General features: G+C 63.8%; 24 protein-coding genes. 17 read left to right on the forward strand and 7 right to left on the reverse strand.

Annotated elements, in window-relative coordinates; translation table 11 throughout:
• Window positions 1–8 precede the first annotated feature (8 nt).
• From ASF04_RS09790 to ASF04_RS09800, 3 genes are read left to right on the forward strand one after another with little or no spacing between them, the layout of a single operon-like run.
• A complete protein-coding gene (locus ASF04_RS09790; protein ID WP_056140599.1) occupies window positions 9–968 on the forward strand; it encodes a sensor domain-containing diguanylate cyclase in 960 nt (319 codons plus the stop codon).
• 23 nt (window positions 969–991) lie between these two features.
• On the forward strand, window positions 992–2,428 hold the full coding sequence (locus tag ASF04_RS09795) for a cytochrome P450 (protein WP_056140601.1): 1,437 nt from the start codon (window positions 992–994) through the stop codon (window positions 2,426–2,428).
• 3 nt (window positions 2,429–2,431) lie between these two features.
• Entirely contained in the window at window positions 2,432–2,743 is a 312-nt protein-coding gene (locus tag ASF04_RS09800) for a hypothetical protein (RefSeq protein WP_019922780.1), read from the forward strand.
• A gap of 24 nt (window positions 2,744–2,767) precedes the next feature.
• Here the strand turns inward: ASF04_RS09800 and ASF04_RS09805 are convergent, their stop codons facing one another.
• Window positions 2,768–3,547: an NAD(P)H-dependent oxidoreductase gene (locus ASF04_RS09805; protein ID WP_056140603.1), complete on the reverse strand. Its 780-nt coding sequence runs from the start codon at window positions 3,545–3,547 to the stop codon at window positions 2,768–2,770.
• Window positions 3,548–3,633: 86 nt separating this feature from the next.
• On the opposite strand from ASF04_RS09805, the gene ASF04_RS09810 reads away from it, so the two are divergent.
• The 3 genes from ASF04_RS09810 (at window position 3,634) to ASF04_RS09820 (ending at window position 5,155) form a co-directional block, all read left to right on the forward strand.
• On the forward strand, window positions 3,634–4,539 hold the full coding sequence (locus ASF04_RS09810) for a LysR family transcriptional regulator (protein WP_056140606.1): 906 nt from the start codon (window positions 3,634–3,636) through the stop codon (window positions 4,537–4,539).
• Window positions 4,540–4,617: 78 nt separating this feature from the next.
• A complete protein-coding gene (locus tag ASF04_RS09815) occupies window positions 4,618–4,809 on the forward strand; it encodes a BrnT family toxin (RefSeq protein ID WP_229204996.1) in 192 nt (63 codons plus the stop codon).
• 79 nt (window positions 4,810–4,888) lie between these two features.
• Entirely contained in the window at window positions 4,889–5,155 is a 267-nt protein-coding gene (locus ASF04_RS09820) for a BrnA antitoxin family protein (protein ID WP_056140609.1), read from the forward strand.
• A 51-nt stretch (window positions 5,156–5,206) separates the two neighbouring features.
• Here ASF04_RS09820 and eda read toward each other — a convergent pair whose 3' ends face one another.
• Together eda and edd are read right to left on the reverse strand one after the other, a co-directional pair.
• Window positions 5,207–5,833, reverse strand: a complete 627-nt coding sequence (gene eda, locus ASF04_RS09825; RefSeq protein ID WP_056140612.1) for a bifunctional 4-hydroxy-2-oxoglutarate aldolase/2-dehydro-3-deoxy-phosphogluconate aldolase — start codon at window positions 5,831–5,833, stop codon at window positions 5,207–5,209.
• A gap of 3 nt (window positions 5,834–5,836) precedes the next feature.
• A complete protein-coding gene (gene edd, locus ASF04_RS09830) occupies window positions 5,837–7,768 on the reverse strand; it encodes a phosphogluconate dehydratase (RefSeq protein ID WP_056140615.1) in 1,932 nt (643 codons plus the stop codon).
• Between the two features lie 253 nt (window positions 7,769–8,021).
• Here edd and pgi point away from each other — a divergent pair, with 253 nt between their 5' ends.
• From pgi to ASF04_RS09875, 9 genes are all read left to right on the forward strand, one after another.
• Window positions 8,022–9,671, forward strand: a complete 1,650-nt coding sequence (pgi, locus tag ASF04_RS09835; RefSeq protein WP_056140617.1) for a glucose-6-phosphate isomerase — start codon at window positions 8,022–8,024, stop codon at window positions 9,669–9,671.
• Window positions 9,672–9,685: 14 nt separating this feature from the next.
• The gene (locus ASF04_RS09840) at window positions 9,686–10,585 is read left to right on the forward strand and encodes an SMP-30/gluconolactonase/LRE family protein (RefSeq protein WP_056140620.1); all 900 of its coding nucleotides are present in this window, start codon (window positions 9,686–9,688) and stop codon (window positions 10,583–10,585) included.
• Window positions 10,586–10,668: 83 nt separating this feature from the next.
• Complete coding sequence (zwf, locus tag ASF04_RS09845; RefSeq protein ID WP_056140623.1) at window positions 10,669–12,141, forward strand: glucose-6-phosphate dehydrogenase; 1,473 nt, start codon at window positions 10,669–10,671, stop codon at window positions 12,139–12,141.
• 13 nt (window positions 12,142–12,154) lie between these two features.
• On the forward strand, window positions 12,155–13,009 hold the full coding sequence (locus ASF04_RS09850) for an SIS domain-containing protein (protein WP_019922793.1): 855 nt from the start codon (window positions 12,155–12,157) through the stop codon (window positions 13,007–13,009).
• Between the two features lie 171 nt (window positions 13,010–13,180).
• Window positions 13,181–14,647 carry an ATPase domain-containing protein gene (locus ASF04_RS09855; protein WP_056140626.1) on the forward strand — a complete coding sequence of 489 codons (1,467 nt, stop codon included), beginning with the start codon at window positions 13,181–13,183 and terminating at the stop codon, window positions 14,645–14,647.
• Between the two features lie 9 nt (window positions 14,648–14,656).
• Window positions 14,657–15,073 (forward strand): response regulator, encoded by a 417-nt coding sequence (locus tag ASF04_RS09860; RefSeq protein ID WP_056140627.1) that lies wholly within the window; start codon window positions 14,657–14,659, stop codon window positions 15,071–15,073.
• A gap of 81 nt (window positions 15,074–15,154) precedes the next feature.
• Entirely contained in the window at window positions 15,155–16,090 is a 936-nt protein-coding gene (gene tal / locus ASF04_RS09865) for a transaldolase (RefSeq protein WP_056140631.1), read from the forward strand.
• A gap of 3 nt (window positions 16,091–16,093) precedes the next feature.
• On the forward strand, window positions 16,094–17,167 hold the full coding sequence (locus ASF04_RS09870; protein ID WP_056140632.1) for a hypothetical protein: 1,074 nt from the start codon (window positions 16,094–16,096) through the stop codon (window positions 17,165–17,167).
• A gap of 115 nt (window positions 17,168–17,282) precedes the next feature.
• Complete coding sequence (locus ASF04_RS09875; RefSeq protein ID WP_056140634.1) at window positions 17,283–19,022, forward strand: methyl-accepting chemotaxis protein; 1,740 nt, start codon at window positions 17,283–17,285, stop codon at window positions 19,020–19,022.
• 15 nt (window positions 19,023–19,037) lie between these two features.
• On the opposite strand, the gene hemW is transcribed toward ASF04_RS09875, so the two are convergent.
• The 3 genes from hemW to rph all read right to left on the reverse strand — a co-directional run bounded on the left by hemW (window position 19,038) and on the right by rph (window position 21,701).
• Window positions 19,038–20,327, reverse strand: a complete 1,290-nt coding sequence (gene hemW, locus ASF04_RS09880; RefSeq protein ID WP_056140637.1) for a radical SAM family heme chaperone HemW — start codon at window positions 20,325–20,327, stop codon at window positions 19,038–19,040.
• Window positions 20,324–20,908, reverse strand: a complete 585-nt coding sequence (gene rdgB / locus ASF04_RS09885) for an RdgB/HAM1 family non-canonical purine NTP pyrophosphatase (protein WP_056140640.1) — start codon at window positions 20,906–20,908, stop codon at window positions 20,324–20,326. The genes hemW and rdgB overlap by 4 nt, the downstream gene beginning before the upstream one ends.
• A gap of 61 nt (window positions 20,909–20,969) precedes the next feature.
• Window positions 20,970–21,701 carry a ribonuclease PH gene (gene rph, locus ASF04_RS09890; protein WP_056140642.1) on the reverse strand — a complete coding sequence of 244 codons (732 nt, stop codon included), beginning with the start codon at window positions 21,699–21,701 and terminating at the stop codon, window positions 20,970–20,972.
• A gap of 268 nt (window positions 21,702–21,969) precedes the next feature.
• Here rph and ASF04_RS09895 point away from each other — a divergent pair, with 268 nt between their 5' ends.
• The gene (locus tag ASF04_RS09895) at window positions 21,970–22,860 is read left to right on the forward strand and encodes a YicC/YloC family endoribonuclease (RefSeq protein WP_026637450.1); all 891 of its coding nucleotides are present in this window, start codon (window positions 21,970–21,972) and stop codon (window positions 22,858–22,860) included.
• Between the two features lie 6 nt (window positions 22,861–22,866).
• Here the strand turns inward: ASF04_RS09895 and ASF04_RS09900 are convergent, their stop codons facing one another.
• Window positions 22,867–23,154 (reverse strand): putative quinol monooxygenase, encoded by a 288-nt coding sequence (locus ASF04_RS09900; RefSeq protein ID WP_056140645.1) that lies wholly within the window; start codon window positions 23,152–23,154, stop codon window positions 22,867–22,869.
• A gap of 124 nt (window positions 23,155–23,278) precedes the next feature.
• On the opposite strand from ASF04_RS09900, the gene ASF04_RS09905 reads away from it, so the two are divergent.
• Entirely contained in the window at window positions 23,279–24,070 is a 792-nt protein-coding gene (locus tag ASF04_RS09905; protein WP_229204997.1) for a DUF72 domain-containing protein, read from the forward strand.
• Window positions 24,071–24,142: the final 72 nt, after the last annotated feature.

Consider the following 24,142-nt stretch of genomic DNA (forward strand, 5'->3'; position numbering starts at 1 on the left):
GCTTGACGATGGCACGTGAACCCTCGCTCGATTTGCTGCACAGCGTACTCAACGCGGTGACCCTGGGCGCGGTGGTGCTGGGCCCCGACCGCCGCGTAGTGCTGTGGAACGACTGGATGAGCGAGCACGCGCAGATTCCGCAGCAGCAGGCGCTGGGCGCCGACTTGCTGGCGCTGTTCCCGGCCCTGCGCGGCAGTCGGGTGGACGCCGCCATCGACCAGGCGCTGCACCACCATTTTCCGTCGCTGCTGTCGCAGTCGCTCAACAAGGCGCCATTCCCGTTGTACGCCAATGCCGCAGCGGCGCGCCTGGACGAACGCCTGCAACAGGCGGTGGCGGTGACGCCGGTCGATGTGGTCGACGGCGGGCGCCACTGCCTGATCCAGATCACCGATGTCAGCATCGCCGTGGGCCGCGAAAAGCTGCTGCGCGAACAAACCCTGGTGCTGCGCTCGCAAACCTTTGCCGACGGCCTGACCGGCATCGCCAACCGCCGCCACTTCGACGTGGCGATCGAACGCGAACACCGGCGCGCCCGCCGCCATGGCACGCCGCTGTCGCTCTTGATGATCGACATCGACCACTTCAAGGCCTATAACGACCACTATGGCCACCAGAAGGGCGACCAGTGCCTGATCCAGGTGGCGGCCGCGCTGTCCGGCATGCTCAAGCGCTCGGCCGACCTGATGGCGCGCTACGGCGGCGAGGAATTCGCCATGATCCTGCCCGACACCGATACCGCCCAGGCCACGCAGATGGCCGAAACGATCCGCGCCCGCGCCGAAGCGCTGGCGATTGCCCATGCGCACGGCGGCGCCAGCGGCGTGGTGACGGTCAGCATCGGCGTGGCCACCCGCAGCGTGGCATCGGCAGTCAACATCGACACGCTGATCGGCGCCGCCGACCGCGCGCTGTACCGCGCCAAGAAGAACGGCCGCAACCGGGTGGAAGCACAAACGCCCGGCTAGCCCCCACAACCAGGAGACATCACTTGCCCGATACCGCCACGCTCGCTACGCCCCTACGGCGCATTGCCGACCTGCCCGGTCCGCGTCCGTGGCCGCTGGTGGGCAACCTGCTGCAAATGCGGCCGCTGCGCTTCCACCAGGATGTCGAAGCCTGGTGCCGCGAATTCGGGCCACTGTTTCGCATGTCGCTCGGGCCCACCCAGGCGCTGGTGGTGTCCGATCATAAACTGGTGTCGGCCGCGCTGCGCGACCGCCCCGACGGCTACCGCCGCCCCGCCGTCACCGAGCACATCGCCAAGGAAATGAAGGGCCGCCCCGGCGTGTTCCTCGAAGAAGGCGCAGCGTGGCGCGAGCAGCGGCGCATGGTGATGGCGGCGCTGGCGCCGCACGCGGTCAAGGCCTATTTCCCGTCGCTGGTGGCCGTGGCGCTGCGCCTGCAACGGCGCTGGGCCAGCGCAGCCGACAGCGGCGCCACCATCGACCTGGCGGACGACCTCAAGCGCTACAGCGTCGATATCGTGGCCGGGCTGGCGTTCGGCACCGAGGTCAATACCATCGATGGCGGCGAGGATGTGTTACAGCGCCACATGGACCGCATCCTGCCGGCCGTGTCGAAACGGTCGCTGTCGCTGTTTCCCTACTGGCGCTACGTCAAGCTGGCGGCCGACCGCGAACTCGACCACAGCATCGCCGCCCTGAACACCGCCATCGACGCCCTGGTGGCCGAAGCCCGCGCCCGCCTGGCTGCCGATCCGGCGCGACGCGAACGCCCCGCCAACCTGCTCGAAGCAATGATCTGCGCGGCAGAAGACGATGGCACCGACCTGGCCGAAGACGCCGTGGCCGGCAACGTTACCACCATGCTGCTGGCCGGCGAAGACACCACCAGCCATACGCTGGCCTGGATGTTATACCTGCTGCAGCAAAATCCGGCAGCGCTGGAAGCCGCCCGCGCCGAAGTGCAACGCGTGGCGCCTGCTGCCGCAGCGTTCACCATCGAGCAGATGGACGCGCTCGACTACATCGACGCCTGCGCCCAGGAAGCCATGCGCCTCAAACCCGTGGCGCCGTACATTCCGCTCGAGGCGCTGCGCGACAGCGTGGTAGGCGATGTCGCGGTGCCGGCCGGCAGCCTGGTATGGCTGGTGATGCGCCACGACAGCATGAGCGACGACCACGTGGCGCGCGCCGCGCAGTTCGATCCTTCGCGCTGGCTCGACGGCGGCGTTATGAACAAGCAGGTGTCGATGCCGTTCGGCGCCGGCGTGCGCACCTGCCCCGGGCGCTACCTGGCGCTGCTGGAAATCAAGATCGCCACCGCCATGCTGCTGGGCAGTTTCGATATCGCGTCGGTGGCGACCGCCGACGGTGCCGAGCCGGAGGAGTTGTCAGGCTTTACCATGTCACCAGTCGGCTTGCGCATGCAGTTGCGCAAGCTCTCGCCACCATCCGGAAAGTAATCAATGCGCTTCAAGTTCGAAACCAGACGACACGGCCGCTGCCTGGCGGAAGCCGAACATCGTGGCGACCAGGTCGCCATCGATATCTGGTGGGACCAGAACACCGACCCCAAGCGCGTGGAATACCTGCTGCACATCAAGGACTTGCCGCTGCCCAAGCAGATTCCCGAAGGCGGCGCCTTGCAGGACGCGGTGCGCATCGCCGTCAACCATTTCGAAACTTTCAAGGTCAAGGACGGCGACGACTTCGAATTCCATTGCAGCCGCATTACCATGCGCTGGGACGGAAAACTGTACAACAAGATGGGCGGCTAGCGCCTTTGCAAGATGGGCGGCTGATCACGTGGCGCGGTGGGCCGCGAATCCCGTCACGCCCGGCGCCAGCTCGTCGCGCAAGGTCAGCGCCGGAATCGCGTAGTCGCCCGCGTTCTGCGCCCGGAACGCAATCGGCGCAGTGCTGGCCAGCGTGTCGAGGCGCTGTGCCAGTTGCGCGCACAGTTCCGCGAATTTGACCTCATCGACCTTGCCGGTGCGGTACACCACGAACGGCGGCAGCACATCGAACCCCGGATAGAACAGGATGCCGTGCTGGATCGGGAACAGCAGGTCGTCGATCGGGCCATTGATGCCGCGCGCGCTGTAGTGAGATTCCCAGCCGCCCGTGGTTACCATCAGCATGGCGCGCTTGCCGGCCAGGTTGCCCTCGCCGTAACGGTTGCCCCAGCGCTGGTCCGAGTGTTCGCCCACGCCATAGGCAAAGCCGTTGGCGTACACGCGGTCCACCCAGCCTTTCAAAATGGCCGGCATCGAAAACCACCACAGCGGAAATTGCAGGATCACGGTATCGGCCCAGCGCAGCTTTTGCTGCTCGAGCGCGATGTCCGCGCTCTGCCGACTGCTGTCGTAGGCCAGGCGCGAATCGGCAGACGCGTCGAAACGTTCGACCGCTGCGCCATCAAGACTGTCGTGCGCATCGAGCGACGGCTTCCACTGCATCGCGTACAGGTCGGACACCTGCACCGCGTGTCCGGCCGCCTCCAGGTGGCGCACGGCAAAATCCTTGAGCGCGCCATTGAGCGACTGCGGTTCGGGGTGGGCGTGGACGATCAGGATGTTCATGCTGGTACTCCTTTGAATAAGAAGCACACAGCGTAAAGTTTGCTCAGGTATATTGGAAATGAATTCCCAACATAGCAGGTATTAGAATGCTTAATCTTCGACGGCTGGACCTGAACCTGCTCGTTACGCTGGACGTGCTGCTGGCCGAGCACAACGTCACGCGCGCGGCGCAGCGGCTGAACCTGTCGCAGCCGTCGGTGAGCGTGCACCTGGCCAGGCTGCGCGACATCTTCGGCGACCCGCTGCTGCTGCCCGGACCGCGCGGCATGAAGCCCACCGCGCGCGGCGAGGAGCTGCGTGAGCCGCTGCGCCTGGCCCTCGAAGCGCTGGGACAGGCGGTGGCGCCGGCCAGCGCCTTCGATCCGGCCAGCGCCACCAATACCTGGCGCGTGGCCGCCACCGACTACGGCGAATCGACCATCGTGCTGCCCGCACTGTCCAGCCTGCGCCAGCAGGCACCCGGCACCCGGCTGGCGGTGCTGGAACTGGCGCCCGACCGCATCACCCGCCAGGCCGAACAGGGCGAGATCGACCTGGCCTTCCACACCAGCGCCGGCGCGCCGCCGGGCCTGCGCCGCCGCACGCTGTTTGCCGAGCGCTATGTATTGGCGGGCCGGGTGGACCACCCGCGCCTGCAGCGCAAACCCACGCTCAGGCAATTCTGCACGCTCGAACATGTGCTGGTCTCGAACAGCGGCGGCGGCTTTTACGGCGTCACCGACGAGGCGCTGGCGCAAGCGGGCCTGACGCGCCGGGTGGCGCTGTCGGTGCCGCACTTCCTGTTCATGATCGCGGCGCTGGCTGCCACCGACCTGGTAGCAATGGTGCCGGAGCGGCTGGTACGCGGCAACCGGTCCTTGAAAGCCGTCGCCCCGCCGATCGAGGTACCGGGCTACGAGATGGCGATGCTGTGGCACGAACGCGCGCACCGCGATCCGGCGCACCAGTGGCTGCGGGCGCATATCCAGAGCGCGGTAGCCTCGACCGGCTGAACGCGCAAAGACGCTCGATAGAGCACTGCTTGCGGCGCCTCAAAGCGCGAATCAGCGCCTGCAGTATATGCATAGGATATGCATAATCCTGAAACATACATCGAATTCGATCCATTCAAGGCCAAGCTCAACCGCGCCAAGCATGGCGTCAGTTTTGCCCAGGCGGAGGAAGCGTTGCATGACTTCATGGCGGTCACGATCGAGGATCCGACGCGTTTGGCGAGCAACGCTTCGTCACGCTGGGGGCCGATGGCAACGGACGATTATTGATCGTGGTACATCATGCGCGGCGAGCACATACGGCTGATCTCCGCGCGCAAGGCCAGCAAAGGCGAGACGAGGACATATCATGCGCAATGATTACGATTTTACGGAAGGAAAACGCAGTGCAGTGGTGCCAGCCACTGGCAAAAGCCGCATCACCATCATGCTTGACGACGACGTGCTGGCGTTTTTCCGCGAGCAGGCCGAGGCGCAGGGCATCGGCTACCAAACGCTGATCAACGCCGAGTTGCGCAAGGCGATGCAGCCGTCGAAAGGTGCGGCGCTGACCGTGGCCAGCTTGCGCAAGGTGCTCAAGGAAGAACTGGCGGCGCTCAGAACCATCACCGCCTGAAAATAAAAAAACGACGCCGCAGCGTCGTTTTCGTCAGCAAGTCGAACCAGCCTAGATGCGCAAGCCGCTGGCCGCCTTGGCCAGGTCGGTGATGCGTTCCCAGTCGCCGGCGGCAATCGCGTCTTTCGGCGTCAGCCACGAGCCGCCCACGCAGGCGACGTTCTTCAGCTTGAGGAACTGGCCGGCCGTCTCTTGCGAGATGCCGCCGGTCGGGCAGAACGTTACGTCCGACAGCGGGCCGTAAATGGCGTTCAGCATGCCCACGCCACCGGCCGGCACGGCCGGGAACAGTTTCAGTTGCCTGAAGCCGTGTTCGCGCGCAGCCATGACCTCGGACGGCGTCATCACGCCCGGCAGCAGTGGCAGGCCGCTGGATTTTGCAGCCTGGATCAGGGCGGCGGTCAGGCCCGGCGAGACACCAAAGACAGCGCCGGCATCGCGCGCAGCAGCGAATTCTTCCGGCGCAGTCAGGGTGCCCACGCCCACGATGGCGCCTTCCACCTCGGACATGGCACGGATGGCGCCCAGGCCATGTTTGGTACGCAGGGTCACTTCCAGCACCCGGATGCCACCGGCCACCAGCGCCTTGGCCAGCGGTACCGCGTGTTCGGGTTCGTCGATCGCGATCACGGGGATCACGGCGGAAGTACGCATAATGTCGAGCAGAGTCATGGTCATGATTTACGCTTCTTTCTTCATCGAGAAATCTTCATCGGAACCCGGCACGGTGTTACCGACCGGATCTTTGTCATGCAGGCCGACGACGGTGGGAATCGGCGACGGCAGCGGGAAGGTCGTGGCGCCCTGCTCCGCTTCACTGACGCTGTGGCGGAACATGGCAAACAGCTCGCGGCCCATGCCCACGCCGTTCGGGGTCAGGTCGGCCGTGGCTTGTTCCCGCGCATTCCAGACGCTCGCTTCCACTTTCGCTTCGAGCGTGCCGGTGCGGGCGCACACGCGGATGATGTCGCCATCGCGCACGCGGCCCAGCGGTCCGCCGGCCAGGATTTCCGGCGACACGTGGATTGCCGCCGGCACCTTGCCCGACGCGCCCGACATGCGGCCGTCGGTGACCAGCGCCACGTGGCGGCCGGCGTCCTGCAGGTTGGCCAGCGCCGGCGTCAAGGCGTGCAGTTCCGGCATGCCGTTGGCGCGCGGCCCCTGGAAACGGAGCACAGCAACAAAATCGCGGTCGAGCTGGCCGGCCTTGTAGGCGTCCATGAAATCTTCCTGCGAGTTGAATACCAGCGCCGGCGCTTCCACGGTCTGGTGCTCGGGCTTCACCGCCGATACTTTCATCACCGCGCGGCCCAGGTTGCCCTTGACCAGCACTGTGCCGCCGTCCGGCGAGAACGGCGCGGTGATCTTGCGCAGCACCGCTTCGTCGCCCGATTGTTCCGGCGCCGGTTTCCAGACCACGCCTTCGCGCCCAACCTCGCCTTCGCCCAGGAATGGTTCGGTGGTGTGGGCGCGCAGGCCCTTGCCCAAAATCGTGGTGACGTCGTCGTGCAGCAGGCCGCCGTCGAGCAGTTCGCGGATCACGAAACCGGTGCCGCCGGCGGCGTGGAAGTGATTGACGTCGGCATTGCCGTTCGGGTAAATGCGGGTGAGCAGCGGCACGACCTTCGACAGCTCGTCGAAGTCGTCCCAGTCGATCACGATGCCGGCTGCCTTGGCAATGGCCACCAGGTGCAGCGTGTGGTTGGTGGAACCACCGGTGGTGAGCAGCGCGACAATCGCGTTGACAATCGATTTTTCATCGACCACGTGGCCGACCGGCAGGTATTCGTCCGATTGCGCACTGATCACGGCGGCGCGGCGGGCAGCGGCCTTGGTCAGCTCGGCGCGCAGCGGCGTGTTCGGGGTGATGAAGGCAGCGCCCGGCAGGTGCAGGCCCATCACTTCCATCAGCATCTGGTTGCTGTTGGCAGTGCCGTAGAAGGTGCAGGTGCCGGCGCCGTGGTACGACTGCGACTCGCCTTCGAGCAGTTCGGCACGGCCGACCTTGCCCTGGGCATATAGCTGGCGGATCTTGGCTTTCTCGGAATTGGACAGGCCGGTGGTCATCGGGCCGGCCGGCACGAACACGGCAGGCAGGTGGCCGAAGTGCAGCGCGCCGATCAGCAGGCCCGGCACGATCTTGTCGCACACGCCCAGGTACACGGCCGCGTCGAACATATTGTGCGATAAGGCGATGGCGGTGGACATGGCGATCGCGTCACGCGAGAACAGCGACAATTCCATGCCGGGCTGTCCTTGCGTGACGCCATCACACATGGCGGGCGTACCGCCGGCAAATTGCGCCACGGCGCCCACTTCGCGCACGGCGTCCTTGATCAGCGCCGGGAAGCCTTCGAACGGCTGGTGCGCGGACAGCATGTCGTTGTAGGCGGAGACGATCGCCACCGACGGTTTTTTCAGTTCCTTGAGCGAGAGCTTGTCGTTGGCGGGAAACGCCGCAAAGCCGTGCGCCAGGTTGGTACATGCCAGGGTGCCGCGCTGCACGCCCTTCACGCGCGCTGCTTCGAGATGCTCAAGATAAGCGCCACGCGAAGGTTTGCTACGCGAAATGATGCGCGCGGTGACGGATTCCAGTACGGGATGCAAGGCCATGTTGATTCCTTATCGATTAACTTATGAAATTTTACTACAAAATGGCGCAGCCAGCGATTTTTCGTGAGGAATTCGTGATCCCGTCTAGCGTGGCGAGCTGTTTTTTCTTACTTGGCTAGCTGATTAGTGTGCAGAAAAACCGACCTTCCCACCCGATAAAATTCCATAATTTCAACAGAACCGTAGTGAATTTACCGCTTTTTCCTGTATTATTCAACCATCTTATTCTTACTTCCATTCGACGCCCAACACTATGCGCCAACCTGCCCTTACCTCGACCGCCAGCTACCAAGCCCTCGCAGCCCACGCCGTTGACGCCCGCCAGTGGCAGATGCGCCAACTGTTTGCCGACAATGACCAGCGCTTCCCGCAATTGACGGTCGACGCCGCCGGCCTGTTCCTCGACTACTCGAAGAACCGCCTGGACGCCGACACCATCGCCCTGCTGGTGGATCTGGCGCGTGAACGCGGCGTGGAGACGCAGCGCGATGCCATGCTGCGTGGTGACAAGATCAATCTTACCGAACATCGTGCCGTACTGCATACCGCCCTGCGTTTGCCGCGCGGCAAAAGCCTGGTGGTCGATGGCCGCGACGTGGTGCCCGATGTGCACGCCGTACTGGACCAGGTGCGCGACTTCACCGACAAGGTGCGCAGCGGCGCCTGGCTCGGCTACAGCGGCAAGCCGATCACCGACATCGTCAACATCGGCATCGGCGGCTCCGACCTGGGCCCGAAAATGGCGGTACTGGCGCTGCGCTCGTTCGCTCACCCACGTTTGAAGATGCATTTCGTCTCCAACGTCGATGGCCATGACATGGACGCCGCACTGGCCCTGGTCAACCCGGAAACCACGTTGTTCATCGTTGCCTCGAAAACCTTCACCACGGCTGAAACCATGCTCAACGCGAACACCGCGCGCACCTGGTTCCTGCAAAGCGCCACCGAGGCGGACCTGGCGCGCCACTTCGTGGCCGTCTCCACCAACCTCGAGTCGGTGCAGGCGTTCGGCATCGACCCGGCCAACATGTTCCCGTTCTGGGACTGGGTGGGCGGCCGTTACTCGGTGTGGTCGGCAATTGGCCTGTCGGTGGCGCTGGCAGTCGGCTTCGGCTACTTCAGCGACTTCCTCGCTGGCGCGCACGCCATCGACGAGCATTTCCGCGAGGCGCCGCTGGAACAGAATATGCCGGTACTGCTGGCCCTGGTCGGTTTCTGGAACCGCGAGTTCCTCGACGCCGGTTCGCTGTCGATCGCACCGTACCACCAGGACCTGAACCGCTTCCCCGCCTACCTGCAACAGCTGGACATGGAAAGCAACGGCAAGCGCGTCACCCGTGGCGGCGCGGCGGTCGATACCGCCACCTGCCCGGTCGTGTGGGGTGAATGCGGCACCAACGCCCAGCATGCGTACTTCCAATTGCTGCACCAGGGTACCGACATCACGCCGATCGACTTCATCGCCGCACTGCGCGCCACGCACGACCTGCCGGGCCACCACGACGCCCTGCTGGCCAACTGCTTTGCCCAGTCCGAAGCCTTCATGACCGGCAAGACCGGCGACGAAGTGCGCGCCGACCTGACCGCGCAAAAACTCTCCGCGACCGAAATCGACGAACTGGTGCCGCATAAAACCTTCCCCGGCAACCGGCCGTCGAACACCATCCTGATGGACCAGTTGACGCCGCTTACCCTGGGTGCGCTGATCGCGCTGTACGAGCACAAGACCTTCGTGCAGGGCGTGATCTGGGACGTGAACAGTTTCGACCAGTGGGGCGTAGAGCTGGGCAAGGTCCTGGCCAAGAATATCCAGGCCGAACTGCAAGGCGAGATCAAGCCGGAACGCCACGACAGCTCCACCAATGGCCTGATCATCATGGCCAAGGCGGCGCAGCACCTGTAACCAAGGATACGCACATGGACACCACCCCGATCATCCAGGTCGCCTGCGACGCCGTCATGCAAACAGGCGAATCGCCGCTGTGGCATGCCGACGAGCAGGTGCTGTACTGGGTCGATATCCCGGCCCGGACCGTGCACCGGCTCGATCCTGCCAGCGGCGCCCACCACGCATGGCTGCTCGAGAGCGAACCGGCCAGCCTGGCGATTGCCGACCAGGGCGGCCTGATCGTTGCCACCCGCAACGGCGTGCTGCACCTGGACACCGCCAGCGATGCCGTACGCACCACGCTGATTGCTCCTGCCCCCTACGACACGGCCATCACCCGCTTCAACGACGGCAAGGTCGATGGCGCTGGCCGCTACTGGATCGGCACCATTTACGAGCCGCGCGACAAGCCGGCTGCCGAGATGTACGTGCTGGAGCAAGGACAACTGCGCCGCGCGTGGGCCGGCGGCATGACCAACTCCAACGGCCTGGCCTTCAGCCCCGACCAGAAAACCATGTACCACGCCGACACCAGCGCCCACCTGCTGCGCCGTTTCCACTACGACGTGGCGACCGGCGCGGTCGGCAACGAGCAGGTATTCCGGCAATTTTCAGCCGACAAGACCAGCAATTACGGCGGCCGGCCGGACGGCGGCGCGGTCGATAGCGAAGGCAATTACTGGAGCGCGCTGTTCGAAGGTGCGCGCATCGTCAAACTCTCGCCCGGCGGCGAAGTACTGGCCGAAATCGCCTTGCCGGTACGCTGCCCCACCATGGTGGCGTTTGGCGGCCCGAATCTGCGCACCTTGTACATCACCAGCGCCGGCGCACGACCGGTCGAAGAACTGGCACAATACCCGTTCAGCGGCAAACTGCTGGCCGTGCAAGTGGACGTGGCCGGCCGGCCGGAACCGGCATACCGACAGTAATGTAGTAAAGTTTCTTGCTTTTCGAATTTCGGCGTAGTAAATTTACATATCCACCATCAAGCTCTTTTACCTCAGATCTCACTATGGCACTTACCGATTTTGACCTGGTTCTGTTCGGCGGCAGCGGCGACCTGTCGATGCGCAAATTGCTCCCCGCGATGTACGCGCGCGACGTGGCCAACGACCTGCCCCCTACCGCCCGCATCATTTGCGTGGGCCGCGCGGACGCCAGCCAGGAAGAGTTCCTGCACACGGTCGAGACCACGTCGAAGCCGCTGATCAAGTCGCCTGCCGTGGCGCCAGCCGCGTGGGCGCGCTTCACGGCCCGCATCGTGTACGTGTCGCTCAACGCCACCGACGCCGCCACCTATGCGCCGCTGGTCGACGCGCTGCGCCAGGATAGCGCGATTACCCGCGTGTACTACCTGGCCACGCCGCCGGCCATCTTCGCGCGCATTTGCGAGAGCCTCAAGGAAAACGGCCTGGTCACCGCCAACTCGCGCGTGGTGCTGGAAAAGCCGCTGGGCCGCGACCTGGCTTCGGCCAAGCAGATCAATGCCGAAGTAGGCAAGGTCTTCGAGGAATCGCAGATTTACCGGATCGACCACTACCTGGGCAAGGAGACCGTGCAGAATCTGCTGGCCCTGCGCTTCGGCAACATCCTGTTCGAACCGCTGTGGCGCCGCGAGTGGATTTCCGACGTACAAATTACCATCGCCGAGAAACTGGGCGTGGGCAACCGCATGGGTTACTACGACACGTCGGGCGCGCTGCGCGACATGCTGCAAAACCACTTGCTGCAACTGCTGTGCATTGTGGCCATGGAGCCGCCCACCTCGATCGCACCGGACGCCGTGCGCGACGCCAAGTTGCAAGTGCTGCGCTCGCTTAAAAAATTCACCCCGAGCACGCTGGCGCAAAACATCGTGCGCGGCCAGTACCGCGCCGGCCACGTCGATGGCAAGGCCGTGCCCAGCTATCGCGACGAACCGGATGCACCGGAACACTCGCGCACCGAAACCTTCGTGGCAATGAAGGCCGAGATCGACACCTGGCGCTGGGCCGGCGTGCCGTTCTACCTGCGTACCGGCAAGCGCATGGCCGACAGCCTGGCCGAGATCGTTGTGCGCTTCAAGCAGATTCCGCACTCGATCTTCGCCCAGCCCACCAACAGCTTCCAGCCCAATTCGCTGGTGATCCGCCTGCAGCCGGACGAAGGCCTGCGCATGAACCTGATGGCCAAGACCCCGGGCGACGGCATGCGCTTGAAGCAAGCCGAGCTGGAACTGGACTTCCGCGAACAGTTCAAGTCGCCGCGCATGGAAGCGTACGAGCGTCTGCTGCTCGACGTGCTGCGCGGCCAGCTGACCCTGTTCATGCGCGGCGACGAACTGGAAGCGGCGTGGGAATGGGTCGAGCCGATCCTCGACCACTGGGAATCGGACGACAGCTATCCGGTGCCGTACTCGGCCGGTACATGGGGCCCGGCCGCCTCGTCGGCCCTGATCAGCCGCGAAGGCTTGCAGTGGCGCGAAGAAGCGCTGCCGGAAGACTAGGACCCATAACGCCATGCTGCTCGACTCGATCCGCACCCAGCTCGACTCGCTCTCCAAGTCGGAGCGCAAAGTCGCGCTGGCCGTGCTCGACCATCCCGGCCAGACCGTCAGCCAGAACATCACGGCGCTGGCCAAGAGCGCGCAAGTGTCGGAACCCACCGTGGTGCGGTTTTGCCGCACGCTCGGTTACGACGGCTGGCACGAGTTCAAGCTGAAACTGGCGCAGGGCTTAGCGCTGGCCCTGCCTGGCCTGAACGAACAACCGACCCAGGACGACCTGGCGGCCGACCTGGTCAACAAGATTTGCAGTCGCTCGATCAACACCCTGCTCGACCTGCGCAACAATCTCGACCCCGACGCCATCCAGAAAGCGCTCGACATCCTGTCGAAAGCCAACAAGATCGAGTTCTACGGCCAGGGCACGTCCGGCATCGTCGCGGCCGACGCCCAGCACAAGTTTTTCCGCTCGGGCGTGCCCACGGTGGCGTACGCCGATCCGCACATCCACAGCATTGCCGCCGCCCTGCTGCGCACCGGCGATGCCGTGGTGGCCATTTCGCAGCGCGGCAACAGCCCGTCGCTGGTGCGCTCGGTCAAGCTGGCGCGCCGTGGCGGCGCCGACGTGATCGCCCTGGCGCCGTCGGGCACGCCGCTGGCCGACCTGGCCACGGTGCTGATTCCCATCGACCTGATCTTCAACATCGATCCCTATACACCCATCTCGGCACGCCTGGCCTACCTGGTGGTGATCGACGTGCTCGCTGTCGGACTGGCCCTGCAACGGGGTCCCGATTTCCGCAAAAAAATGCAGAACGCCCAGAAGGCCTTGCAAGAGTTCGACTTGCAATTCGACTCCTTCATCGGTTGATGTCATAATTTGACAAATCTGCACCGGTCCTGTGCGTCGGTGTGTTGTCGCACATGGCCATCGCCACCGTACCCCTATACTTCCCTTATGCTACAGTGTGAGTAATTCTCCAGGTGCAATATTGCATCTGGAGAATTTCATACGTGGCATGTAGTGCCCGTGAGAGTGGACATGACTACCTTTTCTGCCGCTAATTCTTCTTCCGATAACACCTTATCGGCCCGCATTCCGCTCTTGCAAACCGGCGTGCCGGGGCTCGACCAGATTTTAGGTGGCGGCTTCCCCTCGCACAGCCTGTACCTGCTCCAAGGCCTGGCCGGCAGCGGCAAGACCACGCTGGCGTGCCAGATCGGCTACCACCACGCGCACCAGGGCAAGAAAGTCCTGATCCTTACGCTGATTGCCGAAACCCACGGCAAGATGCTCAATCACCTGAGCAGCTTTTCGTTCTTCGACGAGCAACTGGTGGGCGACCGCATCGTCTTCATCGGCGCCTATCCCGACCTGCTCAAGGGCGGCTTGCGGCAATTGCTCAAATCGATCGCCACCACGCTGGCCGCGCAGCAGCCGGACATCATGATCATCGACGGTTTTCGCACCGTGCGCGACGCCAAGCCGTCCGACGTGGCACTGTCCGAATTCATGCTGTCGCTGAACTCGCTGGTGTCCACCATGCGCTGCACCACCTTTTTGCTCTCGCCTACCGAAGGCAATGTGGCCGACTCGGAAAACACCCTGGTCGATGGCTTGATCGAGCTGAGCCAGTTCGAACACGGCCTCAACCTGATCCGAGAAATCAAGGTTTTCAAGCTGCGCGGCAGCAAGCACCTGCTGGGGCGTCACGTGTTCGAGGTGGGCGCCGATGGCGTTGCCATCTACCCGCGCCTGGAGGCGGTAAGCACGGTGACCGGCGCCACCCCGGTCGTGTCGCGCCAGCGGCTCGGCTTTGGCATCGAAGGCTGGGACCGCCTTACGCATGGCGGCGTGGCCAAGGGTTCGACCACCGCGCTGCTGGGCAACCCGGGCGTGGGCAAGACCCTGATGGGCATGCATTTCATTTACGACGGACTCAAGCGCGGCGAGCCTTGCCTGATCGTCGGCTTTTACGAGTCGCCCGAGGCTTTGCTGGAAAAGGCACGCAATGTCGGACTCGACTTCCGCACCTACTACGACAGCGGCGCCCTGCAGGTGATCTGGAATCCGCCGCTGGAAATCCTGGTCGACAGCCTGGCCCACAGCGTGCTGCACAATATCGGAGCACGCCAGGTGTCGCGCCTGCTGGTCGATGGCATCGACGGCCTGCGCGAAATCGTCATGCACCCCGGGCGCTCGCGCTCGTTCCTGGCGGCGCTGGTCAACGAACTGCGCTGCCGCAACGTCACCACGTTCTTTACCCAGGAACTGGCGTACTTCGGCCAGGCCCCGGGCGATGGCGAAATTGCCGCGTCGATGCTGTTCGAGAACATTATCCTGATGCGCTATGTGGACGTAAACGGCATCAACCGGCGCCAGATCGGCGTGCTCAAGCTGCGCGAAAACGGTTACGACGCTGCCAACCACATCCTGCTCATTTCCGACCAGGGCATGAGCATCGAAGAAGCTGTCTCTGGCCCGGTCCACCTTACGCCGGCGCTATGAAGAGATGACATGAGCGACTTCCCCGCATATCCCGACGCACACCCGGATGGCAAGCTGATCCTGGTAGTGGACGACGAGTTCGACGTCCTGTCGGCCTATACCATGCTGTTCGAGTACCGCGGCTACCGCGTGCGCACGGCCGGCAATGGCGAGGAAGCGCTGGCGGTTGCCGCCAGCGAGCGGCCCGATATCGTGGTGTCCGACTACATGATGCCGGTGATGGACGGCGCCCAGCTGTGCCTGCTGTGGCGCAGCGATCCCGACCTGCGCCAGGTGCCATTCATCCTGTGCAGCGCCGGCCTGCTGCGTCGCGACGAAGTGCTGCCCTACGACACTTTCTTCCGCAAGCCGGTGCCATTCGAGGCGCTGGTGGCCGAGATCGTGCGCCTGATCGCCGCGCGCGAACAGGCCCAGCCCCGTGCATAAATAAGCAGTGTTGTACGGTGTTATCTTTCCGCTTTGTCCACGCTTGAGTACAATAAGGCAATCACTCACTCGGGCAGCGCCATGAACCAACTCGAACAACTCAAGCAATTCACCACCGTGGTCGCCGACACCGGTGATTTCCAGTCGATCCAGGCCTACACGCCGCGCGACGCCACCACCAATCCCTCGCTGATCCTGAAGGCCGTGCAAAAGGACGAGTACAAGCCGCTGCTGGAAAAAGCCGTGCGCGACAACCTCGACCGTTCGACCTCGGACACGATCGACCACCTGCTGGTTGCGTTCGGCAAGCAGATCCTGCGCGTGATCCCGGGCCGCGTCTCCACCGAGATCGACGCCGGCCTGTCGTTCGACACCGAAGGTTCGATTGCCAAGGGCCGCGAATTGATCAAGCTGTACGAAGCGGCCGGCATCGAGCGCGAACGCGTGCTGATCAAGATGGCCGCCACCTGGGAAGGCATCCGCGCCGCCCAGGTGCTGGAAAAAGAAGGCATCCACTGCAATATGACCTTGTTGTTCTCGCTGGGCCAGGCGATTGCCTGCGCCGAAGCGGGTGCGCAACTGATTTCGCCGTTCGTGGGCCGCATCTACGACTGGTACAAGAAATCGACGGGCATCGAGTACACCCCGTCGGAAGACCCGGGCGTGCAATCGGTCAAGCGCATCTACAACTATTATCGCAAGTTTGGCTACAGCACCGAAGTGATGGGCGCGAGCTTCCGCAATACCGGCCAGATCCTGGAACTGGCCGGCTGCGACCTGCTCACCATCAGCCCCGACCTGCTGCAAAAGCTGGCCGACACCGACGGCAAGATCGAGCGCAAGCTGAGCCCGGAAAACGCGCCATCGGCCGGCGCCGTCAAGATCAGCCTGGACGAAAAGAAATTCCGCTTCCAGCTCAACGAAGACCAGATGGCCACTGAAAAGCTGTCCGAAGGCATCCGCGCCTTCTGCGCCGACACCGGCAAGCTCAAGCAAATCATCTCCGGCATGCGCTAAAGCTTGGCAGCGCCGATCACCATTCGCCTGGGCCGGCGCGCCCGTGAGCGCATTGCCGCCGAGGGCCTGCGGGCCAGCGATGTGGCAATCGTGCCCGCTGCTGCCGGCGGCCCCAAGGGGCTGATCCTCAATGGCCTCGACCTGTGGCTGTTCGGCAGTTTTCTCAAGGAGGCGCCGCGGCCACGCACGCTGGTCGGGGCGTCGATCGGGGCCTGGCGCATGGCCGCTTCGGCGTTTGCCGATCCGGTGGCCGCGCACCGGCGCCTGGCGCACCTGTATGCGCACCAGCGCTATCCGGCCAAGGTGACGGCCGCGTATATCAGCGAGAACATTCGCAACCTGCTCGACGAACTGCTCGACGGGCGCGGCGCCGAAGTGATCGCTCACCCGCATCACCACGTCAACATCCTCACCGTGCGCGGCACCGGTGCGCTCGGGCGCAGCAATGGCGTGCGCTGGCGCGAGATGGCCGGCTTTCTGCTGGCTGCCGCCGGCAATGCGGTCGCCCGCCGCCGGCTGGCGACGTCGATGGAGCGCGTGGTGTTTCATCCCGCGCAAGACGATGCCCAATGGCTGCGCCAGCCGTTCGACGCGTTTGCCGCCCACTTCGTGGACCTGTCCACCGACAACCTGCGCGACGCCATGCAGGCGTCGGGCTCGATCCCGCTGGTGCTCCAAGCGGTGACCGACATCGCCGGTGCACCGCCCGGCCCGCACTGGGATGGCGGCCTGATCGACTACCACCTGCACCTGCCCTACCAGCGCGATCCCGACCTGGTGCTGTACCCGCATTTCAGCGACCACATCGTGCCCGGCTGGCTCGACAAGTCCATGCCGTGGCGGCGCGCCAACGACGCGGCCATGGACAATCTGATCCTGGTGTCGCCGTCGGCCGCATTCGTTGCCAGCCTGCCCAACGGCAAGCTGCCCGATCGCAAGGATTTCACCGCCTACGGCCAGCACCACGACACCCGCATCCGCCACTGGCTGCATGCCATTGGCGAGAGCGAACGGATGGCCGAGGCGTTCGCGCGCTGGTGCGAACAACCGAACCTGAAAGCAACATTGTCTTTTTAGGTACTTTACATTGCTGCCAAAAAGCAACAACTTCCACCGATGTTGATGACCTCCTCCGGCCCCGGGCGCATACTTGAAGCGTGCTAGCCGGCATCATAAAAATGGAGACCCCACCATGAATTTTCTTTCGCACACGCGCATCGGCACGCGCCTGGCCGCCGCCTTTGGCATCGTTTTATTGCTGGCCCTGGTCGCCACCACGGTGGGGCTGATGAACGCCCGCAGCCAGGCCATCGCCACCCGCGAGATGATGGAAAAACCGCTGGCCAAGGAACGCCTGGTGTCCGACTGGTATGTGCTGATGTACTCGGCCATCGCCCGCACCGAACTGATTGCGCGCAGCAAGGACGCCTCACTGCCTACGGTCTTTGCCGACGTGATTGCCGCCAGCAGCAAGCGCGGCGCCGAGTTGATGGGCAAGGTCAAGGAACTCGTCGCCAGCGACGAGGAACGCGTCATGTTCGACAAGATCGTGGTCCTGCGCACCAACTACCAGAACCTGAAAACCGCCGTGGGCAACGCCCGCAAGGCCGGTGACGACGCCGCCGCCGAAAAAATCTTCACCGGCGAATTCACGCCGGCGGCCAAGGCCTACTCGGTGGCGGTCGAGGGACTGCTGGCGCACCAGCGCAAGGCCATCGACGATACCGCCCACGCCATCGATGCCGCCAACGACCGCGCCAACCAGTTGCTGCTCGTGCTCACGGTGCTGATGGTGACCATCGGCTCGCTGGCGGCCTGGATCATTTCACGCTCGATCACGGTGCCCTTGAAGTCGGCCGTCGATATTGCCGCCAAGGTGGCCGACGGCGACCTCACCACCCGCTTCGACACCCAAGTCCAGCGCTCCGAAATCGGCGCACTGATGACGGCACTGAAGGGCATGAACGATTCGCTGGTCAACGTGGTCAGCCAGGTGCAGACCGGCACCCGGACGATCGCCAGCGCCTCGCATGAAATCGCCGCCGGCAATATGGACCTGTCGCAGCGCACCGAGGAGCAGGCCAGTTCGCTCGAAGAAACCGCGTCGTCGATGGAAGAACTGACCTCCACCGTGCGCCAGAATGCCGACAATGCGCGCCAGGCCAACCAATTGGCCAGGACCGCGTCGGAGGTGGCGGAAAAAGGCGGCGCCATCGTCGGCCAGGTGGTGAGCACCATGGGCACCATCAACGATTCGTCGCGCAAGATCTACGACATCATTTCCGTCATCGACGGCATCGCCTTCCAGACCAATATCCTGGCGCTCAATGCTGCCGTGGAAGCGGCGCGCGCCGGCGAACAGGGGCGTGGTTTTGCGGTCGTGGCATCCGAAGTGCGCAACCTGGCGCAGCGCTCGGCCGGTGCGGCCAAGGAGATCAAGGAGCTGATCGGCAATTCGGTGGACCAGGTCGATATCGGCTCGAAGCTGGTCAAAGAAGCCGGCGCCACCATGGACGACGTGGTGGCCAGCGTGCGCCGCGTGACCGATATCGTGGGCGAGATCACCTCGGCCACCAGCGAACAAAGCATCGGCATCGACCAGGTCAATACCGCGATCACGCAGATGGACCAGGTGACGCAGCAGAACGCGGCGCTGGTGGAAGAAGCGGCGGCAGCGGCGGCCAGCATGCAGGAACAGGCCGAGCGGCTGGCGGACGTGGCGTCGTCGTTCCGGCTGGAAGCGGGCGCGGTGTCTGTGCCGGTGGCGGCTACTGCTACTGCGCGCAAGCTGGCAGCAGTGAAACCGGTGGCAGCACGCCGTCCAGCGCCAGCATTGAAGCCGGCATCCAGGCCGGCAACCAAGCCGGCGCTGACATCGGTGCCACGCAAGCCGGCGACGGTCGGTGGCGACAAGGACTGGGAAGAATTCTAAAACGCTCCCGCGTGCTTACGTCCCCAAAAACATCTCCTGCAAATCATTGAGGAAGCGCTGCCCCAGCTCGGTCGGCCGGATCACCTTGTAGTCACGGTAGATCAGGCCCTTGGCTTCGGCTGCGTTGAGCGTCTTTTCAATCGCATTCATGCTCATGCCGGTGCGCTCGGCAAACAGGTTGGGGTCGAAGCCGCCGCGCAGGCGCAGCGTGTTGAGCATGAACTCGAAGCCCATGTCCTCGCGCGCAATCTCGTGCTCTTCCTGGACCGGCGCGCCCAGTCTGGCCTGGTCCATGTACGCGCGCGGCTGCTTGTACCTGGCCTGGCGCAGCACCCGGTGCGGGAACGACAGCTTGGAGTGGGCGCCGGCGCCGATGCCGAGGTAATCGCCGAATTCCCAGTAATTGAGATTGTGGCGCGCGCGCTTGCCCTCTTTCGCATACGCCGACACTTCGTAGTGCTGGTAGCCGTTGGCGGCCGTCAGTTCGGCGATCATGTCCTGCATGTCGGCGCTGGCGTCGTCGTCGGGCAGCGCCGGCGGGTACTTGGCGAACAGCGTGTTCGGTTCCATCGTCAAATGGTAGAGCGACAGGTGCGGCGGCTTGAACGCCAGCGCGGTCTCGATATCCTCGCGCGCCTCTGCCAACGTCTGCGACGGCAGCGCGTACATCAGGTCGAGGTTGAAGTTGTCGAAGTTGTCGAGCGCGATTTCCACCGCGCGCCTGGCTTCGCCGTCGTCGTGGATGCGGCCCAGCGCCTTCAGGTGGCGGTCATTGAAACTCTGGATGCCGATCGACAGCCGGTTGATGCCGCTGGCGCGGTACGAGCGGAATTTCTCCGCCTCGAACGTGCCCGGGTTGGCTTCCATGGTGATCTCGGTATCGGCATCGAGCGGCAGCAGCGTGCGCACGTCCGACAGCAGCCGGTCCAGGCCAGCGGCCGACATCAGGCTCGGCGTGCCGCCGCCAATAAAGATGGTGTAAATCTTCCTGCCCCAGATCAGCGGCAGCGCCATTTCCAGGTCGAGGCGCAGCGCGTCAAGGTATTCCTGCTCGGGGAAGGCGCCACCGTCCTTTGCCTCGTGCGAGTTGAAATCGCAATACGGGCACTTGCGCACGCACCACGGGAAGTGGATGTACAGCGACAGCGGCGGCAGCGCGGTCAGGTTGAGCGCGCCGCTTTTCAGGTACTTGAGGGCAACGCCGGCGGCGTCACCGAGGTCGGCGCCCCCGGCAACTGTACCGGCAGCGGTACTGGCTGTACCGGTAACCTTACTGGTAGCGCCGACGATCTTGATCGGTATCATTTCAGCTTCTCTACCAGCGCGCGCAGGGCCTGGCCGCGGTGCGACAGGGCGTTCTTTTCGTCGGACGTCAGCTCGGCGGCGCACTTGCCCAGTGCCGGGATGTAGAAATACGGGTCGTAGCCGAAGCCGCCGCTGCCGCGCGGGGCGTCGAGCATTTCACCATTCCAGCGGCCATCGGCAATGATCGGCTGCGGGTCGTCGGCATGGCGCACGAACACCAGCACGCAGTAGTAATACGCCGAGCGGTCGGTGTGCTGGGCCAGGTCGGCCACCATTTTTTCGTTGTTGCGGGCGTCGGACTTCGGTTCGCCGGCAAAGCGCGCCGAATACACGCCGGGGGCGCCGCCAAAGGCGTTGATGCATACGCCCGAGTCGTCGGCCAGCGCCGGCAGGCCCGTGATGCGGGCGGCGTGGCGGGCTTTTTGCAGGGCGTTTTCCACGAAGGTGTGGAATGGTTCGTCCGCTTCCGGCACGTCGTACTCGCCCTGGGCGTGGACCGAGTAGCCCACGGTGGCGAGTAACTGGTTGAATTCCTTGAGTTTGCCGGCGTTGTTGGAGGCGAGGATCAGGCGTTGGGTCATGGCGATGGCGGCTTCAAAATCTGGGAAGCCGCCATTGTAAACCGTTTGCCGGGTTGGAACCTCAGGCCAGGCCGAGCGCCTGCTTTTGCAGCACGATCAGGTCGGCGATGCCGCCCTGTGCCAGGTCCAGCAGGCGGTTCATGCCGTCGCGGTCGAACGCGGCGCCTTCGGCCGTGCCCTGCACTTCGATGAAATGGCCGGCGTCGTTCATGACCACGTTCATGTCGGTGTCGCAGTTGGAATCCTCGATGTAGTCGAGGTCCAGCACCGGCGTGCCCTGGTACACGCCCACCGAAATGGCGGCAACGAAGTTTTTCAGCGGGATGGCCGGTACCGCGCCGCGCGCGACCAGCTTGGAAAACGCGTCGTACGCCGCCACCATGGCGCCGGTGATCGACGCGGTACGGGTACCGCCGTCGGCCTGGATCACGTCGCAATCGAGGTGCAGCGTGCGTTCGCCGAAGGCGTTGAGGTCGAACGCGGCGCGCAGCGAACGGCCGATCAGGCGCTGGATTTCCTGGGTGCGGCCCGACTGCTTGCCGCGCGCCGCTTCGCGGTCCATGCGGGTGTGGGTGGAACGCGGCAGCATGCCGTATTCGGCCGTCATCCAGCCTTGCCCCTTTCCTTTCAGGAAGCCCGGCACCTTGTCTTCGATACTTGCGGTACAGATGACCTTGGTATCACCGCATTCGATCAGCACCGAACCTTCGGCGTGCTTGGTGTAATCGCGGGTCAGGCGCAGGGTGCGCAGCGCATCGACGGCGCGGCCGCTCGGGCGGAAGTCTGGAGTCATGGTGTAATTCCTGGCAGTTTGATGGTCCGGCAGCATAGACCACAAGCTGCACTTGCACAACCGCGCCAGGGCCTCGTACTCCAGGTAAACAATACTGAACCCACCAGCCGCAATTTTCTTTACAATGCAATATCCAGCAATTTCCAGACCATCCGGCAATGGCAGTGTGGAACGCACCCACCAGACTTATTACCTTGACAACCGGATGTGTGGATAAATCACTGTTTTGTAAAAGATTAATCGGGGATATCCATTGAGCATTTCCAGCATGACGGGCTACGCGGTCGCCACCAGTGAGAGTGCGGCAGGAACACTGACCATCGAGATCAAGAGTGTTAACTCCCGGTTTCTCGACCTTCAGTTTCGAATTAACGACGATTTACGCGCGCTTGAACCCGATCTGCGCTCGGCAATCATGGCTGCCATCACACGTGGCAAGGTGGAGCTGCGCCTGAGCTTTGGCCGCAAGGCAGCCACCACCGGCGCCCAGGCGCTGAACATGCCGCTGCTCACCGAGCTGCAACGCTTGCAGGCCGAAGTGGGCGCGCATTTCCCCGGCGCCCAGGCGATGTCGGTGGCCGAGCTGCTGCGCTGGCCCGGCGTGATCGAAGAAGCGCAGATTGGCCAGGAGTCGCTGCAGGCCGACGTTGCCGCGCTGACCGTGCGCACCGTGCAGGCGTTCGTGCTGAGCCGCCAGCGCGAAGGTGCGGCGCTCGAAGCGATGCTGATCTCGCGCATCGAGGCGATGGAAGCGATCGTCAAGCGCATCACCCCGTTGATTCCGCAAGTGGTGGCGGCGTTCCAGCAAAAGGCGGTCGAGCGCATGCAGGACGCGCTGGGCCTGGCCTGCCAGGGCTCGAATTCGTCGCTGTCGCGTCAGGATGCATTGGAACGCATCCGCCAGGAAGTGATCCTGTACGGCATCCGCATCGACGTCGCCGAAGAACTGGGCCGGTTGTCGGCGCACCTGGGCGAAACCCGCCACATCCTGAAAAAAGGCGGCCAGGTCGGCAAGCGCCTGGACTTCATGATGCAGGAGCTGAACCGCGAAGCCAACACCCTGGGCGCCAAGGCGTCGGTCAAGGAACTGGCCGATGCGTCGATGGAATTGAAGCTGCTGATCGAGCAGATGCGCGAGCAGGTGCAAAACCTCGAGTAAGACGCTTTACAGCAGCTTGTCCAGTTTTAATACCTGCACGTCCACCTTGCCGCCCACTTCCTGCAACAGCGCCTGGAAGTGCGGCGTCGCTTCATGCTCGGTCAGCGCCCGCTGATCGCGCCACGTCTCGATCATCACAAACCGTCCCGCGTGTTCGATATCTGCGTGCAGCTCGTAGCGCGAGCAGCCGGCTTCGGCGCGGCTGGGCGGGACGATTTTTTCCAGCGCGGCTTTGAGGGTGGCTTCGTGGCCCGGCTTGGCGGTCAGGGTGGCGACGACGATGAGGTCTTTCATAAATTTCCCGGTAAGTAAAACGTCCCGTTAGTATTGGGTTCGTTTGCCAAAGGAAAAGAGCCCGGCTTTAAAAATCCCGCTATCATTTGAACTCAACTACGGCAGCTCAAATCGGGAGCGGAGCATGGCGACGTCAATTCGGGTGGGCATCGGCGGATGGGATTACGCGCCCTGGCGCGAGACGTTTTATCCGCCGGACGTACCGCAAAAGAAGGCGCTCGCATATGCGAGCCGCCAGGTCACCACCATTGAAATCAACGGCACTTATTACCGCACCGCCAAGCCCGAACATTTTGCGTCGTGGCACGCGCAAACGCCGGACGACTTCGTCTTCTCCGTCAAGGCCAGCCGCTATGCCAGCAACCGCCGCGTGCTGGCCGAGGCCGGTGAATCGGTCGAGCGCTTCGTCCACAGCGGCCTGGCCGAACTGGGCGACAAGCTCGGCCCGCTGCTGTGGCAGCTCGCCCCTACCAAGCAGTTCGATCCTGACGACCTCGAAGCCTTTTTCAAATTGCTGCCGGCAAAACTGGGCACGCGCAAGCTGCGCCACGTACTCGACACGCGCCACGACAGTTTCATGTGCGACGACTACCTGAAGCTGGCGCGCAAGTACAAGGTCGCGACGGTGTTTGCCGATGCACCCGATTTTCCATCGTATGCCGACCTCACCGGCGACTTTGTGTATGCACGGCTGCTCAATGCCCAAAGCGAACGCATCACGGGTTACACCAAGCCGGCCCTGAAAAAATGGGCCGACGCGGCAAGCCAATGGCAGCAAGGCGCCGTTCCCGCTACGCTACCGCACGTGGGCGCGGCGAAAGAAAGCAAAAAGACGCGCGACGTGTTCATCTATTTCATCAACGGCGCCAAGGAACGGGCGCCGGCCGCGGCCCAACACTTGATCGGTCTTTTGTAAATTGGAGTGCACTCATGGCTCTTGGTAAAATACGTCTTTGGGCGTCCTCTTCGGCGCCTTTTACGTTTGAGA

It is taken from the genome of Duganella sp. Leaf61, assembly GCF_001421905.1.
GTDB classification, from domain to species: Bacteria; Pseudomonadota; Gammaproteobacteria; order Burkholderiales; family Burkholderiaceae_D; genus Rugamonas; species Rugamonas zoogloeoides.

What these genes read in the sequence shown, in the direction of transcription:
- ASF04_RS09790 (WP_056140599.1), top strand. Translation starts at nt 9, where the DNA reads ATGGCACGTGAACCCTCGCTCGATTTGCTGCACAGCGTACTCAACGCG.
- ASF04_RS09800 (WP_019922780.1), top strand. Translation starts at nt 2,432, where the DNA reads ATGCGCTTCAAGTTCGAAACCAGACGACACGGCCGCTGCCTGGCGGAA.
- ASF04_RS09805 (WP_056140603.1), bottom strand. Translation starts at nt 3,547, where the DNA reads ATGAACATCCTGATCGTCCACGCCCACCCCGAACCGCAGTCGCTCAAT.
- ASF04_RS09810 (WP_056140606.1), top strand. Translation starts at nt 3,634, where the DNA reads ATGCTTAATCTTCGACGGCTGGACCTGAACCTGCTCGTTACGCTGGAC.
- ASF04_RS09815 (WP_229204996.1), top strand. Translation starts at nt 4,618, where the DNA reads ATGCATAATCCTGAAACATACATCGAATTCGATCCATTCAAGGCCAAG.
- ASF04_RS09820 (WP_056140609.1), top strand. Translation starts at nt 4,889, where the DNA reads ATGCGCAATGATTACGATTTTACGGAAGGAAAACGCAGTGCAGTGGTG.
- eda (WP_056140612.1), bottom strand. Translation starts at nt 5,833, where the DNA reads ATGACCATGACTCTGCTCGACATTATGCGTACTTCCGCCGTGATCCCC.
- edd (WP_056140615.1), bottom strand. Translation starts at nt 7,768, where the DNA reads ATGGCCTTGCATCCCGTACTGGAATCCGTCACCGCGCGCATCATTTCG.
- pgi (WP_056140617.1), top strand. Translation starts at nt 8,022, where the DNA reads ATGCGCCAACCTGCCCTTACCTCGACCGCCAGCTACCAAGCCCTCGCA.
- ASF04_RS09840 (WP_056140620.1), top strand. Translation starts at nt 9,686, where the DNA reads ATGGACACCACCCCGATCATCCAGGTCGCCTGCGACGCCGTCATGCAA.
- zwf (WP_056140623.1), top strand. Translation starts at nt 10,669, where the DNA reads ATGGCACTTACCGATTTTGACCTGGTTCTGTTCGGCGGCAGCGGCGAC.
- ASF04_RS09850 (WP_019922793.1), top strand. Translation starts at nt 12,155, where the DNA reads ATGCTGCTCGACTCGATCCGCACCCAGCTCGACTCGCTCTCCAAGTCG.
- ASF04_RS09855 (WP_056140626.1), top strand. Translation starts at nt 13,181, where the DNA reads ATGACTACCTTTTCTGCCGCTAATTCTTCTTCCGATAACACCTTATCG.
- ASF04_RS09860 (WP_056140627.1), top strand. Translation starts at nt 14,657, where the DNA reads ATGAGCGACTTCCCCGCATATCCCGACGCACACCCGGATGGCAAGCTG.
- tal (WP_056140631.1), top strand. Translation starts at nt 15,155, where the DNA reads ATGAACCAACTCGAACAACTCAAGCAATTCACCACCGTGGTCGCCGAC.
- ASF04_RS09875 (WP_056140634.1), top strand. Translation starts at nt 17,283, where the DNA reads ATGAATTTTCTTTCGCACACGCGCATCGGCACGCGCCTGGCCGCCGCC.
- hemW (WP_056140637.1), bottom strand. Translation starts at nt 20,327, where the DNA reads ATGATACCGATCAAGATCGTCGGCGCTACCAGTAAGGTTACCGGTACA.
- rdgB (WP_056140640.1), bottom strand. Translation starts at nt 20,908, where the DNA reads ATGACCCAACGCCTGATCCTCGCCTCCAACAACGCCGGCAAACTCAAG.
- rph (WP_056140642.1), bottom strand. Translation starts at nt 21,701, where the DNA reads ATGACTCCAGACTTCCGCCCGAGCGGCCGCGCCGTCGATGCGCTGCGC.
- ASF04_RS09895 (WP_026637450.1), top strand. Translation starts at nt 21,970, where the DNA reads ATGACGGGCTACGCGGTCGCCACCAGTGAGAGTGCGGCAGGAACACTG.
- ASF04_RS09900 (WP_056140645.1), bottom strand. Translation starts at nt 23,154, where the DNA reads ATGAAAGACCTCATCGTCGTCGCCACCCTGACCGCCAAGCCGGGCCAC.
- ASF04_RS09905 (WP_229204997.1), top strand. Translation starts at nt 23,279, where the DNA reads ATGGCGACGTCAATTCGGGTGGGCATCGGCGGATGGGATTACGCGCCC.